General features: G+C 70.9%; 16 protein-coding genes. 8 read left to right on the top strand and 8 right to left on the bottom strand.

What is annotated here, in order from left to right:
• Positions 1-103 precede the first annotated feature (103 nt).
• The 3 genes from ACFWRO_RS26195 to ACFWRO_RS26185 all read right to left on the bottom strand — a co-directional run bounded on the left by ACFWRO_RS26195 (position 104) and on the right by ACFWRO_RS26185 (position 2,410).
• Positions 104-835, bottom strand: coding sequence for a dienelactone hydrolase family protein (locus ACFWRO_RS26195; protein WP_384513818.1), 732 nt, complete (start codon positions 833-835; stop codon positions 104-106).
• 133 nt (positions 836-968) lie between these two features.
• Entirely contained in the window at positions 969-1,625 is a 657-nt protein-coding gene (locus tag ACFWRO_RS26190; protein ID WP_384513816.1) for a YdcF family protein, read from the bottom strand.
• Positions 1,622-2,410 (bottom strand): GntR family transcriptional regulator, encoded by a 789-nt coding sequence (locus ACFWRO_RS26185; RefSeq protein WP_384513814.1) that lies wholly within the window; start codon positions 2,408-2,410, stop codon positions 1,622-1,624. Before ACFWRO_RS26185 ends, ACFWRO_RS26190 begins: the two co-directional genes overlap by 4 nt.
• A 128-nt stretch (positions 2,411-2,538) precedes the next feature.
• Between ACFWRO_RS26185 and ACFWRO_RS26180 the strand changes: the two genes are divergently transcribed.
• The 3 genes from ACFWRO_RS26180 to ACFWRO_RS26170 all read left to right on the top strand — a co-directional run bounded on the left by ACFWRO_RS26180 (position 2,539) and on the right by ACFWRO_RS26170 (position 4,423).
• The gene (locus tag ACFWRO_RS26180) at positions 2,539-2,949 is read left to right on the top strand and encodes an ATP-binding protein (RefSeq protein ID WP_384513812.1); all 411 of its coding nucleotides are present in this window, start codon (positions 2,539-2,541) and stop codon (positions 2,947-2,949) included.
• 56 nt (positions 2,950-3,005) lie between these two features.
• Positions 3,006-3,764, top strand: coding sequence for an SDR family NAD(P)-dependent oxidoreductase (locus ACFWRO_RS26175; RefSeq protein WP_384513810.1), 759 nt, complete (start codon positions 3,006-3,008; stop codon positions 3,762-3,764).
• An 86-nt stretch (positions 3,765-3,850) separates the two neighbouring features.
• Positions 3,851-4,423, top strand: a complete 573-nt coding sequence (locus ACFWRO_RS26170; RefSeq protein WP_362013210.1) for a GNAT family N-acetyltransferase — start codon at positions 3,851-3,853, stop codon at positions 4,421-4,423.
• 121 nt (positions 4,424-4,544) lie between these two features.
• On the opposite strand, the gene ACFWRO_RS26165 is transcribed toward ACFWRO_RS26170, so the two are convergent.
• The 3 genes from ACFWRO_RS26165 to ACFWRO_RS26155 form a co-directional block, all read right to left on the bottom strand.
• Positions 4,545-5,396, bottom strand: a complete 852-nt coding sequence (locus ACFWRO_RS26165; RefSeq protein WP_384513808.1) for an EamA family transporter — start codon at positions 5,394-5,396, stop codon at positions 4,545-4,547.
• On the bottom strand, positions 5,393-5,893 hold the full coding sequence (locus ACFWRO_RS26160; RefSeq protein WP_384513806.1) for a YbaK/EbsC family protein: 501 nt from the start codon (positions 5,891-5,893) through the stop codon (positions 5,393-5,395). Before ACFWRO_RS26160 ends, ACFWRO_RS26165 begins: the two co-directional genes overlap by 4 nt.
• A gap of 73 nt (positions 5,894-5,966) precedes the next feature.
• Positions 5,967-7,601: a penicillin-binding transpeptidase domain-containing protein gene (locus ACFWRO_RS26155; RefSeq protein ID WP_384513805.1), complete on the bottom strand. Its 1,635-nt coding sequence runs from the start codon at positions 7,599-7,601 to the stop codon at positions 5,967-5,969.
• Between the two features lie 138 nt (positions 7,602-7,739).
• Between ACFWRO_RS26155 and ACFWRO_RS26150 the strand changes: the two genes are divergently transcribed.
• On the top strand, positions 7,740-8,039 hold the full coding sequence (locus ACFWRO_RS26150) for a heavy metal-binding domain-containing protein (RefSeq protein ID WP_384513804.1): 300 nt from the start codon (positions 7,740-7,742) through the stop codon (positions 8,037-8,039).
• Between the two features lie 50 nt (positions 8,040-8,089).
• Here the strand turns inward: ACFWRO_RS26150 and ACFWRO_RS26145 are convergent, their stop codons facing one another.
• Positions 8,090-8,575, bottom strand: a complete 486-nt coding sequence (locus tag ACFWRO_RS26145) for a GNAT family N-acetyltransferase (RefSeq protein WP_384513803.1) — start codon at positions 8,573-8,575, stop codon at positions 8,090-8,092.
• A gap of 157 nt (positions 8,576-8,732) precedes the next feature.
• Between ACFWRO_RS26145 and ACFWRO_RS26140 the strand changes: the two genes are divergently transcribed.
• Entirely contained in the window at positions 8,733-8,948 is a 216-nt protein-coding gene (locus tag ACFWRO_RS26140; RefSeq protein ID WP_384513802.1) for a hypothetical protein, read from the top strand.
• A gap of 64 nt (positions 8,949-9,012) precedes the next feature.
• Here ACFWRO_RS26140 and ACFWRO_RS26135 read toward each other — a convergent pair whose 3' ends face one another.
• On the bottom strand, positions 9,013-10,761 hold the full coding sequence (locus ACFWRO_RS26135; protein WP_384513800.1) for a dolichyl-phosphate-mannose--protein mannosyltransferase: 1,749 nt from the start codon (positions 10,759-10,761) through the stop codon (positions 9,013-9,015).
• A 52-nt stretch (positions 10,762-10,813) separates the two neighbouring features.
• Here ACFWRO_RS26135 and rsmI point away from each other — a divergent pair, with 52 nt between their 5' ends.
• The 3 genes from rsmI to ACFWRO_RS26120 all read left to right on the top strand — a co-directional run bounded on the left by rsmI (position 10,814) and on the right by ACFWRO_RS26120 (position 13,273).
• Positions 10,814-11,701, top strand: a complete 888-nt coding sequence (gene rsmI, locus ACFWRO_RS26130; protein WP_384513798.1) for a 16S rRNA (cytidine(1402)-2'-O)-methyltransferase — start codon at positions 10,814-10,816, stop codon at positions 11,699-11,701.
• 178 nt (positions 11,702-11,879) lie between these two features.
• On the top strand, positions 11,880-12,353 hold the full coding sequence (locus ACFWRO_RS26125) for a hypothetical protein (RefSeq protein ID WP_384513796.1): 474 nt from the start codon (positions 11,880-11,882) through the stop codon (positions 12,351-12,353).
• 50 nt (positions 12,354-12,403) lie between these two features.
• Positions 12,404-13,273: a TatD family hydrolase gene (locus tag ACFWRO_RS26120; RefSeq protein ID WP_384513795.1), complete on the top strand. Its 870-nt coding sequence runs from the start codon at positions 12,404-12,406 to the stop codon at positions 13,271-13,273.
• The last annotated feature ends 10 nt before the right edge of the window (positions 13,274-13,283 follow it).

Raw genomic sequence — 13,283 nt, 5'->3', positions numbered from 1 at the left:
CTCCGTGTGCGGTGAAGCCTAGACACCTCCACCACACCGGAGGTCTTCGCCATGATCAAGACCAGACAGCGTTAACAACGCTCGTGATCAATACAGCTAGCGGCTAGCGAAGGTGCCGGGCGAAGAACCGTACGGTGCTGTCGAGTTCGAACGCCGGGATCTCGCCGTGCTTGCCCGGGTTGGCGTGCAGGGTCTTCTCGGCGGAGCCCAGGGCGTCGAACAGGGCCAGGCTCTGGTCCCTGGGCACGCGTTCGTCGTCCCACTGGACCAGGAACTCGACGGGCACGGTGATCCGGGCGGCGGCCTCGGCCGTGGCCAGTGCGCCGCCGAGGCCCAGGACCGCCGCGCGGACCCGGGGCTCGGCGGCGACGAACGGCACGCCGAGCCCGCAGCCCAAGGAGACGCCCCAGTACCCGACGGGCCCGGCGCCCACGTGGTCGAGCTCCTGCACCGCGTCGATCACGGCCCGCCACTCGGGCACGGTCTGCCGGGCCACGAGCGCCTGGAACCCGGCCATCAGCGGCGCCAACTCCTCGCCCGCCTCCACCCGCGCCTGGTTCTCGGCCACGATCCGGTCGAACTCCTCGACCTTCGGCCGGTCACCATGAGCGGGCACATCGACCGCCACTACGGCGAACCCGCACTCCACGACGAACCGCCGCGCCCGGAACTCCACCCCGGGCGCCTTCTTGTGCTGCCCACCGCCGTGCCCCATGACCACCAACGGCCGCCCACCGACGGCCACGTCGGGTGTCCACAGGACACCGGGGATCTCGCCAAGCGTGAAGAGTTGTTCGCGGACGCCGTCGGCCGACGTCTCAGAGAGGAAGCGCATAGCGTTCCAGCCTTTCGGGATGCCTTCTGCGGGCACTCCCTAGGCCATGCGAGGGAGGGAGGCCCGACCTGTCGAAGCGTTGATGGGTCTCACCTCCTCTTGTCGCATGGTTACGCACGGCGGCGGCAACTTATCACGACGGACCGGGGGCGAGTCGACTCGTAAAGCCGGCGGTGCGAAGTCGTTTGTACGCCGCTGTGACGGAGCCAGGAACATCCTGGGGAATCATGAATCCCTGCTCGGGGTAGATCAGCAGGCGCTGCTGGGCTCCCACGAGCATGTCGAGGACGAGACGGGCGTCGCCGATCGAGTCCACGTAGTCCGGCAGGGTCATGGGTGTGGAGGCGCAGATGATCTCGACCCCGGGCCAGAGTTTGCGGGCCGTCGCGAAGGCTCTGCGTTCCTCGTACGGCTTGCTAACGAGGAGAACGGAGGAGACGTCCACGCCTTGCTCCGCGAGGAGTTCGCGTGAGAAGCGGATGTTCTCGCCCGTGTTCCGCGCACGCGGTTCGACGAGGATGACGGAGTCCGGAACGCCCAACTCTCGTGCGCGGTCCCGGTAGTGCTCCGCCTCGCCCCGCGGCATACGCTCCCGCGTGGTGGGGCTCGTGGCGCCAGTGAAGACGATCAGCGGGAACATCGCCCGCCTGTACAGGTCCGCCGTCACGTCGGCCACGCCAAGGTCGTGGCTGCCCAGACCGATGCCCACCGAGCAGCGGCGCGGCGCGTGACCCATCTGCTGGAAGTCCCAGAGCAGTTGGGCGTCGGACCATTTCTTGTCCGAGATCATTCCGTCGCCTCCCGGGCCGAGTCGGGCACCTTGAAGTCGTACGTCCAGGAGAAGCGGCTCGCCGCGTGGACGCCGACGGCGAACTCCACGACGGTCCCGTCCGCCGTGTACGTGGTGCGGTGGAGCTCGACCACCCACTCGCCGGGTGCCAGCTGGAGGAGCGCCGTCTCCTCTTGGGTCGCGACCCGGGCGAACAACTCTTCGCGCATGTGGTCGATCTCGTACCCCGCGTCGTACAGCACGCGGAAGCCGCCACCGCGCCCGGCAGGGCCGGGTGCCGGGTCGACGATACGTGTCCCCTCGACATGTTCGGGTCGGTAGTAGCTGGTCAGGGTGTGGGTCGGCTGGTCCCCCTCCTTCACGAGGCGGGCCCGTGCGTACACAGGGTCGCCTTCGCGGAGCCCGTGTGCGGCGGCCACGGCGACGGTTGCCGACACGCGGGTGACGCTCTGCGTCTGCTCGCCCCGCTTGTACGCCCGTCCCGAGGCGACGCGGTCGGCGATGAACGCGACTTCGTCGCCGTCCCGCCACTTCGCCTTGTCGTATCGGGAGATACCGAGCCGCTTGAGCGGCTGCTGCTGCCGCACGACGGTGCCGTGTCCCCGGGACGAAGTCACCAGGCCTTCGGCTTCCAGCGCCTTGTAGGCCGCGTGGACCGTGGACTTCGACCCCTCGCCCGCCTCCACCAGGTCCCGGATGTGGGGGAGCCGCTGACCGGCGGCGTACTCACCACCCCGAATGCGCTCGGCCAGCTTGTCGGCGAGTTCCCGCCACTTGGGTGCCACACCAGCTCCTCTCGATCGAGGAAGTCAACCACAGTCCCAGGACTGTTGACAGCGCTGAGGCTGTGCGGGCATTCTCATCCTCATTCGACCCGCAGTCCTAGGACTGTGAACTTTGGGTGAGGTGGCTGATGAGCACGGAAACGGTGATCCTGCGCTGGGCCCAGGGGCCCAGAAGTGTGCCGGTGGCCAGGCGTCACCTGCTCGGCACTCTGGAGGGCTGGGGGTTGAGTTGCGTCTCGGACAGCGCCTCGCTCGTCCTGTCCGAGTTGCTCACCAATGCCGTGCGGCATGGGAGGGTCCCGGGGCGGGAGATCGAGACTCGGTTCGCCCGGCTGCCGGGTGTCTTACGGATCGAGGTGCACGATGCCTCCGAGAAGCGGCCGATGATGGCGCTGCGGAGTGACTGCGGCACGGGAGGGTGGGGGCTTCCCCTGGTGGACGTGCTGGCGGCGAAGTGGGGTGTCTCCGATCGGCTGGGGCCCGGCAAGGTCGTGTGGGCCGAGTTGGAGACCGGAGACTGCGGGGGCGTCGGGGCCTGAGGTGTGCCCCGTCGTACACCTGGTGCGTTCCGGCTGTTCGGGTGTGTGATCGGGGGATGGACAGGTTTCAGGGGTACTCGGCGTTCGTCACCGGTGGGGCTCAGGGGATTGGGGCTGCTGTGGTGCGGCGGCTGCGGGGTGAAGGGGCGCGGGTTGTTGTCGCCGATGTGGATGAAGGAGCCGCGCACAAGGCCTTCGGTGGGGTGAGGGGGGTGCGGGTCGTGCGGTGTGATGTGGGGGACGCCGACTCGGTGGCGGCGGCCGTCGCGTACGCCGGTGAGGAGTTCGGGCGGCTCGACGTACTCGTCAACAACGCCTTCGCGCCCGATCTGGCGGAGGACGACGATGAGGAGTGGCGGGAGCAGTTCGACGTGACCCTCATGGGGGCCGTCCGGTGCGCGCGGGCCGCCATGCCGTTGCTCGCCGCCGCCGGCGGGCGAGGGGCGGTCGTCAACATCGGGTCCGTCAACGCCGAGGTGTACTTCGGCAACCACGCCTACAGCGCCGCCAAGGCCGGTCTCGCCTCCTTCACCCGTACCCTCGCCGGCGAAGCCGCCCCGCTCGGCGTCCGGGTCAACCAGGTCACCCCCGGCACCATCGCCACACGCGGGTGGGAGTCCCGGCAGGAGCAACTGGCCGCGCTCGCCGAGCGCGTCTATCCGCTCGGCCGGGTCGGGACTCCGGAGGACGTCGCGGCCGCCGTCGCCTTCCTCGCCTCTGCCGACGCCGCCTGGGTCACCGGTACCACCCTTCGGGTGGACGGTGGGCTGCTGGCCGTCAACACGCATTTCGGTGAGGTGCTCGGGGAGTTCTGACGGGTCGAGTGGGCCGAGAATCTGCAGCCCCTCGGCCGGTTCCTGCGCGACTGTCGTGCGTCCGCACGTCGTGCCATCGTGGAGTCATGACCATCGACGTGCGTCCCGCCTCCGTCTTCGAGGACGTCCGTGCCGTGCTCGGCCCGAAGTCGCCGGACGCCAATGTCTGCTGGTGCCTGAGCTACCGCATCCCGTCCAAGCTCAACAACGAGCTGCGCGGGCCCGAGCGCGGCGCGTACGTCGCCGAGCTGTGCAAGGGCGCTCACGCGCCGGGCGTCATCGCCTACGACGGCGACGAGCCCGTCGGCTGGGCCGCCGTCGCGCCCCGCGCGGACACCTCCTTCGCGCGCAGCCGGAAGATCCCGTACGTCGACGACCTGCCGGTCTGGTCGCTGTGGTGCGTCCGGGTCCGCCCCGGCCACCGGAAGCAGGGCATCTCGCACGCCCTCATCACCGGCGCCGTCGAGTTCGCCCGCGCGGGCGGCGCCCCGGCGATCGAGGCGTACCCGCTCGACAACGGGGACGCGAAGGTCGACCTGACCATGGCGTACGCCGGGCTGCGGAAGAACTTCGAACGGGCCGGCTTCGTCCACGCCGCCGACACCACCTCCGTGCTTGCCGGCCACCCCCGCGTCCTGATGCGGCTCGACCTGCGCTGAGAGCGGCGCCGGTAGCCGCGCCGGTAGCGGCGCCGGTAGCCGCGCCGGTAGCCGCGCCGAGAGCCGCGCCGAGAGCCGCGCCGAGAGCCGCGCCGAGAGCTGGGCGCTGGAGCCGCCCGGCTCAGGCAGTCGTCAGCATCAGGCCGATCCCGACCACCATCAGCCCAGCCGCCGCGATCCTCGGCCCCCCGAACCGCTCCTTGAAGAACAGCGCCCCGATCGCCGCCCCCACGATGATCGACGACTCCCGCAGCGCCGCGATCGGCGCCAGCGGCGCCCGGGTCTGCGCCCAGAGCACGAGTCCGTACGCGGCGACCGACAGGGCCGCCCCGAACAGGCCCCGAACGGCGTACGGGCGGAGCTGGGTCAGCAGCGTGCCGCGCCGGGTCCACAGGGCGTACGCCGGGATGGCCACGCCCTCCAGGATCATCAGCCAGGCGATGTACCCGAGCGGCGTGCCGGACGCGCGGACGCCGACGCCGTCGACGACCGTGTAGCCCGCGATCGCCAGGCCCGTCGCCCCGGCCGCGAGCAGCGCCGCCCAGTCGGGGCGCCGGCCCGACCCCCGGATGCCCCACAGGGCGAGGCCGGTCAGGCCCGCGCAGGCGACGGCGACACCGGTGAGCTGCGGGCCGCTCGGGATCTCGTCGACGAAGACCGCCGCGAGGAACGTCACCGCCAGCGGGGCCGTACCGCGCGCGATCGGATACATCTGCCCGAAGTCGCCCAGCGTGAACGACCGCATCAGCAGCATCATGTACGCCACGTGCAGCACGGCGGAGGCGATCAGGTACGGCCACGCCCCGGCCGCCGGCAGCGGTACGAAGACGGCGGCGACGGCGCCGATCAGCGCGCCGCCGCCGGATATCAGGGTGAAGGAGAGCAACTGGTCGCGGATGGTGTGGGCCATCGCGTTCCAGGCGGCGTGGGTCACGGCGGCAAGGAGCACCGCCGCGACGACCAGGGGGGTCACGCGGTCCGCTCGCGGACGTCCACCAGCGCGCCGCCCGCGTGGGCGATCAGCGACTTCGGGTCGAGGGCGAACACGGTGTGCGGGTTGCCTGCGGCCGCCCACACCACGGCGTGGTCGAGCAGCCCCCGGTCGGCCAGGACCCGGGTCCGGGTGCGGTGCCCGAACGGCGGGACGCCCCCGATCGCGTACCCGGTCGTCTCCCGGACGACCTTCGCGTCGACCCGCGTCACGGCCTCGGCGCCGAGCTCCGTGCGCACCCGCTCCACGTCCACCCGCGACGAACCGTCCATCAGCACGAGCACCGGAACCCCGTCCGCCGCGAAGACCAGCGACTTGACGATCTCGGCCGGCTCGCAGCCGATGGCCTCGGCGGCCTGGACGGCGGTACGGGTCTCGTCGGGGAAGCGGCGGATCTCGGGGTCGAGGCCGAGGGCGGCCAGGGCAGCGGCGAACTGGGGGTGCGCGGGGGATTGCGCGCTGGATTCGGGTGAGCTCATGGCCCGCACGCTAGCGTTCGGTGTACGGACCACGCGACTGCATTCGCCCCGCGCGGGAGGGGAGTGGGAACACTCACCCCGCCCGAAGCACGCTCGCCACGACCTTCCCCGCCGCGTCCCCGCCGTGCCCGCCCGACTGGACGACGGCCGCCGCCGAGAGGTCGTCGGAGTAGCCGGTGAACCAGCTGTTGGAGGCGGCCTGGCCGTCGACCTCCGCCGAGCCCGTCTTCGCGCCCTTCTCGGAACCGCCGACCGAGGCCATCGCCCCCGCGGCCGTACCCTTGCCGGTCGCCGCGGCGCGCATCATGACGCGCAGCTGGCTCGACACCGAGGGCGACAGGGAGCGCGAGGCCTCGGCGAAGGTCCGCCCGTCGAGGTCCTTCGACACGAGGAACGGCTGCTTGAAGGTGCCGTACTTCGCGGTGGCGGTGACCGAGGCGATGTTGAGGGCGTTCATCTGGACCGTGCCCTGCCCGATGTACTGCTCCGCAGCCGCGCCCTGCGTCTCTTCGGGGACGGACCCGTCGGAGGAGACGATGCCGGTCTTCCAGTCGAGGCCGATCCCGAAGACGTCCCGGGCCTCCTTGCCGAGCGCGGAGTCGTCGTCGACGTCGTCGATCAGCTTGATGAAGGCGGTGTTGCAGGACTTGGCGAAGCTCCGCTTGAAGGGGACGGTGCCGAGCGCGAAGTTGTCGAGGTTGTGGAAGGTACGGGTGTAGTAGCGGGCGGTTGGCGGACACTCCGTGGCGCCGTTGGCGGTCACGAGCCCCTTCTCCAGGAGCAGCGCGGCCGTGACGATCTTCCACGTCGAGCCGGGGGCCTGCTTGCCCTCGAAGGCCGCGTTGAAGCCGGCCGACGGGGCGTTGGCGACGGCGCGGATCTCGCCGGTGGACGGCTTGACCGCCACCACCGAGGCCTCCCCGTACTGCTTCACGGCCGTCTCGGCGGCCGCCTGCGCCTGCGCGTCGATCGTCGTCTCCAGGCGGCCGGGCTTGCCCTTCACATGGGTGACGAGGGTCGTGGTCGGGCCGCCCTCCGTACCGGACTCGATCCAGGTCTCCACGCCCGGCTGACCGCCGACCTTCGCGCCGTACTTCTCGCGGAGCTGGGCCAGGACCGGGCCGAGGGAGGGGTACTTCTCCGCCGTCAGCTCGACGCCCTTGCGGTCGACCGCCTGGATCTCGCCGGTCTTGGCCGGGCCGGTGCGCAGGGTCGCGTTCGCGGTCAGCTTCGGGTGGATGACGGCGGGCTTCCAGTCGACGAGCGCCCGGCCGGTGGAGGTCCCGCGTACGACGGTCAGTTCGGAGGCGTACGTCCAGGGCTTTGACTGGCCCTCGTACGTGACGGTCGCCTTCACCGTGAACGGCACCTTCGGGCCGACGGGCGTGCCGGGGACGATCTCGGCCTCGGAGACCTTCGCGCCCACGCTGAAGTCGGCCACGACGGGCCCGGCTGCGACGGGGTTGTTGGTCAGCTGCCCGGCCTTCTCGGGCTCGCCCGCCGCCCACGCGGCGAGGAACTCCTTGGCGGCGTTGGTGACCTCGTCCTCGCTGACGGGCCCGGTCCGCTTCTTCTCCGCGTCGGTGGAAACGCCCCCGCCGGAGCCCCCGTTGACGCCCTGCCAGAGGTTGTACCCCCCGTAGGCGACCCCGCCCGCCACGACGACGAACACTCCGCCGACGATCGCAACCTTCGCCCCACTGCGCATCTCTGCGGTCCCCTCCCCAGAAGCCCCAGCAGTCTCAGAATTTCCCCAGTCAAGCATCCGTGGGAAGCGTTGTCACGGACAGCCGTCGACCGTGCGTTCGGAACGGGAGGGGCGGAAGGGACGGGAGAGGATGGCGCGATGGACCGCAAGCAGAAGAAGGAACAGCAGGAACGCAACGAACGGGAGTGGGCAGCCCGCGAGGCCACCCTCGGCTTCTACAGCGTGACCCTGCCCGCACCGCCTCATCCGAACACCGCTCTCGGCGTCGTCGCCGGATATCCGCGGTCTTCCCCGACGGAGGCGGTGCAGAGCATGCAGGACGAGGCGCGCAGGCTCGGGGCCGACGGTGTGCTCGGCGTGTCGATCATCGCGGAGACGCAGTTCGTGAGCCGGTACATCGCCTACGGCACCGCCGTCCAATGGGCACAGCCCGAGTGAACGACGGGGCGCGGCCTACTGGCCGCACCCTTCCTCAGGTCCTCACGTCCTCAGGCCGCCCGGCCCGCGCTCAGCGCGGCGACGACCTCGTCGTCCTCGTTCTCCCCGGTGAGGGCGAAGCCGATCGACTCGTACAGGCGCGCGGCCGGCGTGTTGTCCGGGTGGTAGGAGAGGCGGACCTCCCGGAAGTCGGGCCGCTCCGACAGCCACCGCGCCAAGGCGCGCACCGCCGCACGGCCCACGCCCTTGCCCTGCTCGGAGGCGTCGGTGACCATGCCGCCGATCCAGTGACTGCCGTCGCCGTCGTCGTACGCCCACATCACATGGCCGACCACCACGTCATCTGCCGTCACGGCCAGCGAGTTCCACTCCCCGCCCCGCATGGAGAGCAGCAGATAGCGCGCCGCCAGCGCCGCGACGAACCGCCGCTGGTCATCCTGCGGCGCGACGTCGGCAACGGCCCGCCAGTTGTCGTCCGTCACCTCGGCCAGCCGTATCGCCCGACCCTCGCGATCCGTGAACCCGTACTCGATCATGTTCCCCCGCTTTGTCCTGTAGCGATCTTGGGGAGATCGTAAGTGGCCTCCCTGAGGGTGCGCTCTGCGAGCCGCCCTGGGCGTCGCGAGCGACCGTTCCGCACACCTCGTATGCTCTTGCTCCCGCTGCCCGGGCGGCGCGGCCGAGGGGGCGGACATGTGGGACGGGATCGAACGCTGGCTCCGGAAAGCCGGGGGACCGCTACTGCTAGGTGTGCTCGCCTTCTCGCAAGTCGCCGGCGCGCAGTTGCTGTTCTCGCGTGTGCTGTTCATCCTCATGGGCGTCGGCGGATTCGCGGAGTGCTGGGTCCGGACGCGGAAGCTGATCCGCAGTCGGGGCACGACCACGGCGACGCCCGATCGCGTCCCCTGATGTCGTCCGCCCGCCGGGGCGAGCGGGGCCACCCCGGGCCGGCCGGCCGCTCACTCCCGCCCCGCTAAACCCACGTGTCCAGCCACATCCTGTTTCGCCACTGGTCCATCGGGATCGACGTGCCCGTGTAGATCGGCCAGAAGTAGATGAAGTTCCAGACGATGAGCAGGACCAGGACTCCCGCGCCCACCGCCCCGAATGTGCGGCGGCGTTCCGAGGAGCCTGCTGGGCCGATCATCGCGCCGAGCATCATGGTCACCGCCAGGCACAGGAACGGGACGAAGACCACCGCGTAGAAGAGGAAGATCGTGCGTTCCTGGTAGAGGAACCACGGCAGCCAGCCCGCCGCGATGCCGCAGGCGATCGCGCCCGCGCGCCAGTCGCGGCGGAAGAACCAGCGCCACAGGACGTACAGGATCGCGAAGCAGGCCGCCCACCACAGCAGGGGCGTGCCGAGGGCCAGGACCTCCTGGGCGCACTTCTCCGTCGCGGTCGACGGGCAGCCCGCCGTGCCCGGGGCCGGGGACTCGTAGAAGTACGAGACCGGGCGGCCCAGGACGATCCAGCTCCACGGGTTCGACTCGTACGTGTGCGGCGAGTTCAGGCCCACGTGAAACGTGTAGACCTCGCTCTCGTAGTGCCACAGGCTGCGCAGCCAGTCCGGGAGGACGGACGACCAGAAGCCACCGCCGCCGTTCAGCTTGTCCTGCTCCGCCGCCCAGTTGCGGAAGTAGCCCTTGTCCGTGACGATCCAGCCCGTCCACGTCACCAGGTACGTGACGATCGCGACCGGCACCACCGACACGAACGCGGGCAGCAGGTCGCGCTTGATCACCGCGAGGTACGGGCGCACCGCGCCCGCCGTGCGCCGGCCGCCCACGTCCCAAAGGACCGTCAGGAGCCCGAAGGCGACCATCACGTACAGGCCGTTCCACTTCGTCGCCGCCGCGAGCCCCAGCGACACCCCCGCCGCGATCCGCCACGGCCGCCAGCCGAGCCGCAGCCTCTCCGCGACGTCCGCGTCCGGCCGCAGCACCCCCTCCTCGTCCACCGGGAGGGCCGCCGCGAGCCGCCGCCTCGCCCAGTCCCGGTCCAGGACCAGGCACGCGAACGACGCGAGCACGAAGAACATCAGGACCTGGTCGAGCAGCGCCGTACGGCTCATCACGAAGTGCAGGCCGTCCACCGCGAGCAGCAGGCCCGCCAGGCAGCCCAGGAACGTCGAACGGAACAGGCGCCTGCCGATCCGGCAGAGCATGAGGACCGACAGCGTGCCTAGCAGCGCCACCATGAAACGCCAGCCGAACGGCTCGAAGCCGATGATCTTCTCGCCCAGACCGATGACCCACTTGCCCATCGGCGGATGGACGACATAGCCCGGGTCCGTCGGGATCAGGACCGAGTCCGGGTCGTTCAGGATCGACTTGTCGATGTCCTTCGGCCACGCACCCTCGTACCCCTGGTTGATCAGCGCCCAGGAGTCCTTCGCGTAATACGTCTCGTCGAATATCACCGCGTGCGGCTTGCCCAGGTTCCAGAACCGCAGCACGCCCGCGAGCAGCGCCACAAGCAGCGGACCGCCCCAGCCGGCCAGCCGCCACACCCGCTCCCCGGCGCCCGCCGAAAGACCGAGCAACGACCACATCCGCGGCGAGGGGCGCGTGTACGGCGGTACGAGACGCTCCCGAAGGCCCGGGCCCGCGACGCTCTTCGGCGGGGGCGTGTAGCCGAAGCGCCGCAGACGCTGCTGCCACGACGGGGGCTCTTCCACGGCGCGCTGACCCTGCAGGGTCTCCGGTGCGGTACTGGTCACCGCGCCATCGTAGGGAACGCTTCTGTGCGAGTCCTCCGTCCGGGCTGCGAGGATGACCCTTGTGACAGGAACGCTGGTACTCGCAGGAACGCCCATCGGGGACATCGGGGACGCGCCGCCGCGGCTCGCGACCGAGCTGGAGGGCGCAGACATCGTCGCGGCCGAGGACACCCGGCGGCTGCGCGGCCTGACCAGGGCCCTCGGCGTGCACACCTCCGGCCGGGTCGTCTCCTACTTCGAGGGCAACGAGTCCGCCCGTACGCCCGAACTGGTCGAAGCCCTCGTCGGCGGCGCCCGCGTGCTCCTGGTCACCGACGCCGGCATGCCCTCCGTCTCCGACCCCGGCTACCGGCTCGTCGCCGCCGCCGTCGAGCAGGACATCAAGGTCACCGCCGTCCCCGGCCCCTCCGCCGTGCTGACCGCGCTCGCCCTCTCCGGGCTGCCCGTGGACCGCTTCTGCTTCGAGGGCTTCCTGCCCCGCAAGGCGGGCGAGCGCCTCGGCCGCCTCCGCGAGGTCGCCGACGAGCGCCGCACCCTCGTCTACTTCGAGGCCCCGCACCGGCTCGACGACACCCTCGCCGCGATGGCCGAGGTCTTCGGCGCCGAGCGCCGCGCCGCCGTCTGCCGCGAGCTGACCAAGACGTACGAGGAGGTCAAGCGCGGCGGCCTCGGCGAGCTCGCGGAGTGGGCCAAGGACGGCGTACGGGGCGAGATCACCGTCGTCGTCGAGGGCGCCCCGGAGGCCGGCCCCGCCGAGCTCGACGCCGAGGAGCTGGTGCGCAGGGTGCGGGTGCGCGAGGAGGCGGGTGAGCGTCGCAAGGAGGCCATCGCGGCGGTCGCCGCCGACGCGGGGCTGCCCAAGCGCGAGGTCTTCGACGCCGTCGTCGCGGCGAAGAACGCGGACGCGAAAGCGCAGGGCTCCGTAAAAAGGGTTCCGTAAAGCCGCGAGAAGCCCTCGAATCGGTAAAGAGCTATCGTGAAAAGCAAAGCGAAACCCGCGCGGCAGGCTCCTTGAAGGCCTGAGAGCAAGGGAAGGCCAAAGACCCTCCCATTGTTCGACCGGCGCTGATGCGCTCCGGCCCGAAAAGGCGTCCACTGATCAGTGGAGAGGAGCTGGCATGAGTGAGATCACCGGCACCGGCATACCCGTCGCCCACGAGGCGTACGCCTTCGCCTGCATGCGCTGCGGGTACGGCTGGGAGCAGGCGTACGACATCGAGCACCACGTCGACGCCGCCGGCCAGGAATTCATCGTCTACAAGGCCGGTGGTGAGCGGGTTCCCTCACCGCTGTCCAGTCCGACCTGCATGAACTGCAGCGGACACGTCGTCCGCATCATGCGCGCGGGGCAGGTTTCCTCGGTGCTGAACTCGTGGGAACAGGCCCATCACCGGAACGTCTCCGGAACGCCGCGCAGGCCCGTCACCCCGGCCGGACCGATCGGCATGGCGGGGCCGATCGGGCAGGACCTGGAGCGCGAGGAGAGCCCGGCCGCCCCGACGGGGGACGTCCCCGGGCCGGTGCACGTGACGGAGGAGTCCCGGGGCTGGCACCTGTCGGACCTGCTGCGTCCGTTCCAGCGCAAGCACTGAGCACCGATCCTTCGCGCGGGTGAACTCATGGCCCTCGTACGATCGGGGCCATGAGTTCGAAGGACGCCCCGCCGCCGCTGCCCGAGCCGCTCCCCCTCCCGGTGGCGGATTCCCACACGCACCTGGACATGCAGTCCGGCACCGTCGCGGAGGCCCTCACCAAGGCCGCCGCCGTCGGCGTCACCACCGTCGTCCAGGTCGGCTGCGACATCAAGGGCTCCCAGTGGGCCGCCGAGACCGCCGCCGCCCACGAGCACGTGCACGCCGCCGTCGCCCTGCACCCCAACGAGGCGCCCCGGATCGTCCTCGGCGACCCCGACGGCTGGTCCCGGCAGGGCGCCCGCGAGGGGGGAGGGGACGCGGCCCTGGACGACGCGCTCGCCGAGATCGACCGCCTCGCCGCCCTGCCGTACGTCCGCGCCGTCGGCGAGACCGGCCTCGACTACTTCCGTACGGGCCCCGAGGGCATGGCCGCCCAGGAGCGCTCCTTCCGCGCCCACATCGAGATCGCCAAGCGGCACGGCAAGGCGCTCGTCATCCACGACCGCGATGCGCACGCCGACGTCCTGCGCGTCCTGGACGAGGAGGGCGCGCCGGAGCGGACCGTCTTCCACTGCTACTCGGGCGACGCCGAGATGGCCGAGATCTGCGCCGCCAAGGGCTACTACATGTCCTTCGCCGGCAACATGACCTTCAAGAACGCCCAGCCCCTGCGCGACGCCCTCGCCGTCGCCCCGCTCGACCTCGTCCTGGTCGAGACGGACGCCCCGTTCCTGACCCCGGCGCCGTACCGGGGGCGGCCGAACGCGCCGTACCTCATCCCGGTGACCGTCCGCGCGATGGCCGCCGTGCGCGGGATCACGGAGGAGGAGCTGTGCGAGGCGATCGGGGTGAACACGGCCCGCGCCTTCGACTACTGAGCTCCGCCAC

Origin of the sequence: Streptomyces sp. NPDC058579 (assembly GCF_042718575.1) — a bacterium.
Lineage (GTDB): Bacteria > Actinomycetota > Actinomycetes > Streptomycetales > Streptomycetaceae > Streptomyces.
The sequence above is the reverse complement of the archived record's forward strand: the minus strand, read 5'-3'. Positions and strand labels throughout refer to the sequence as shown.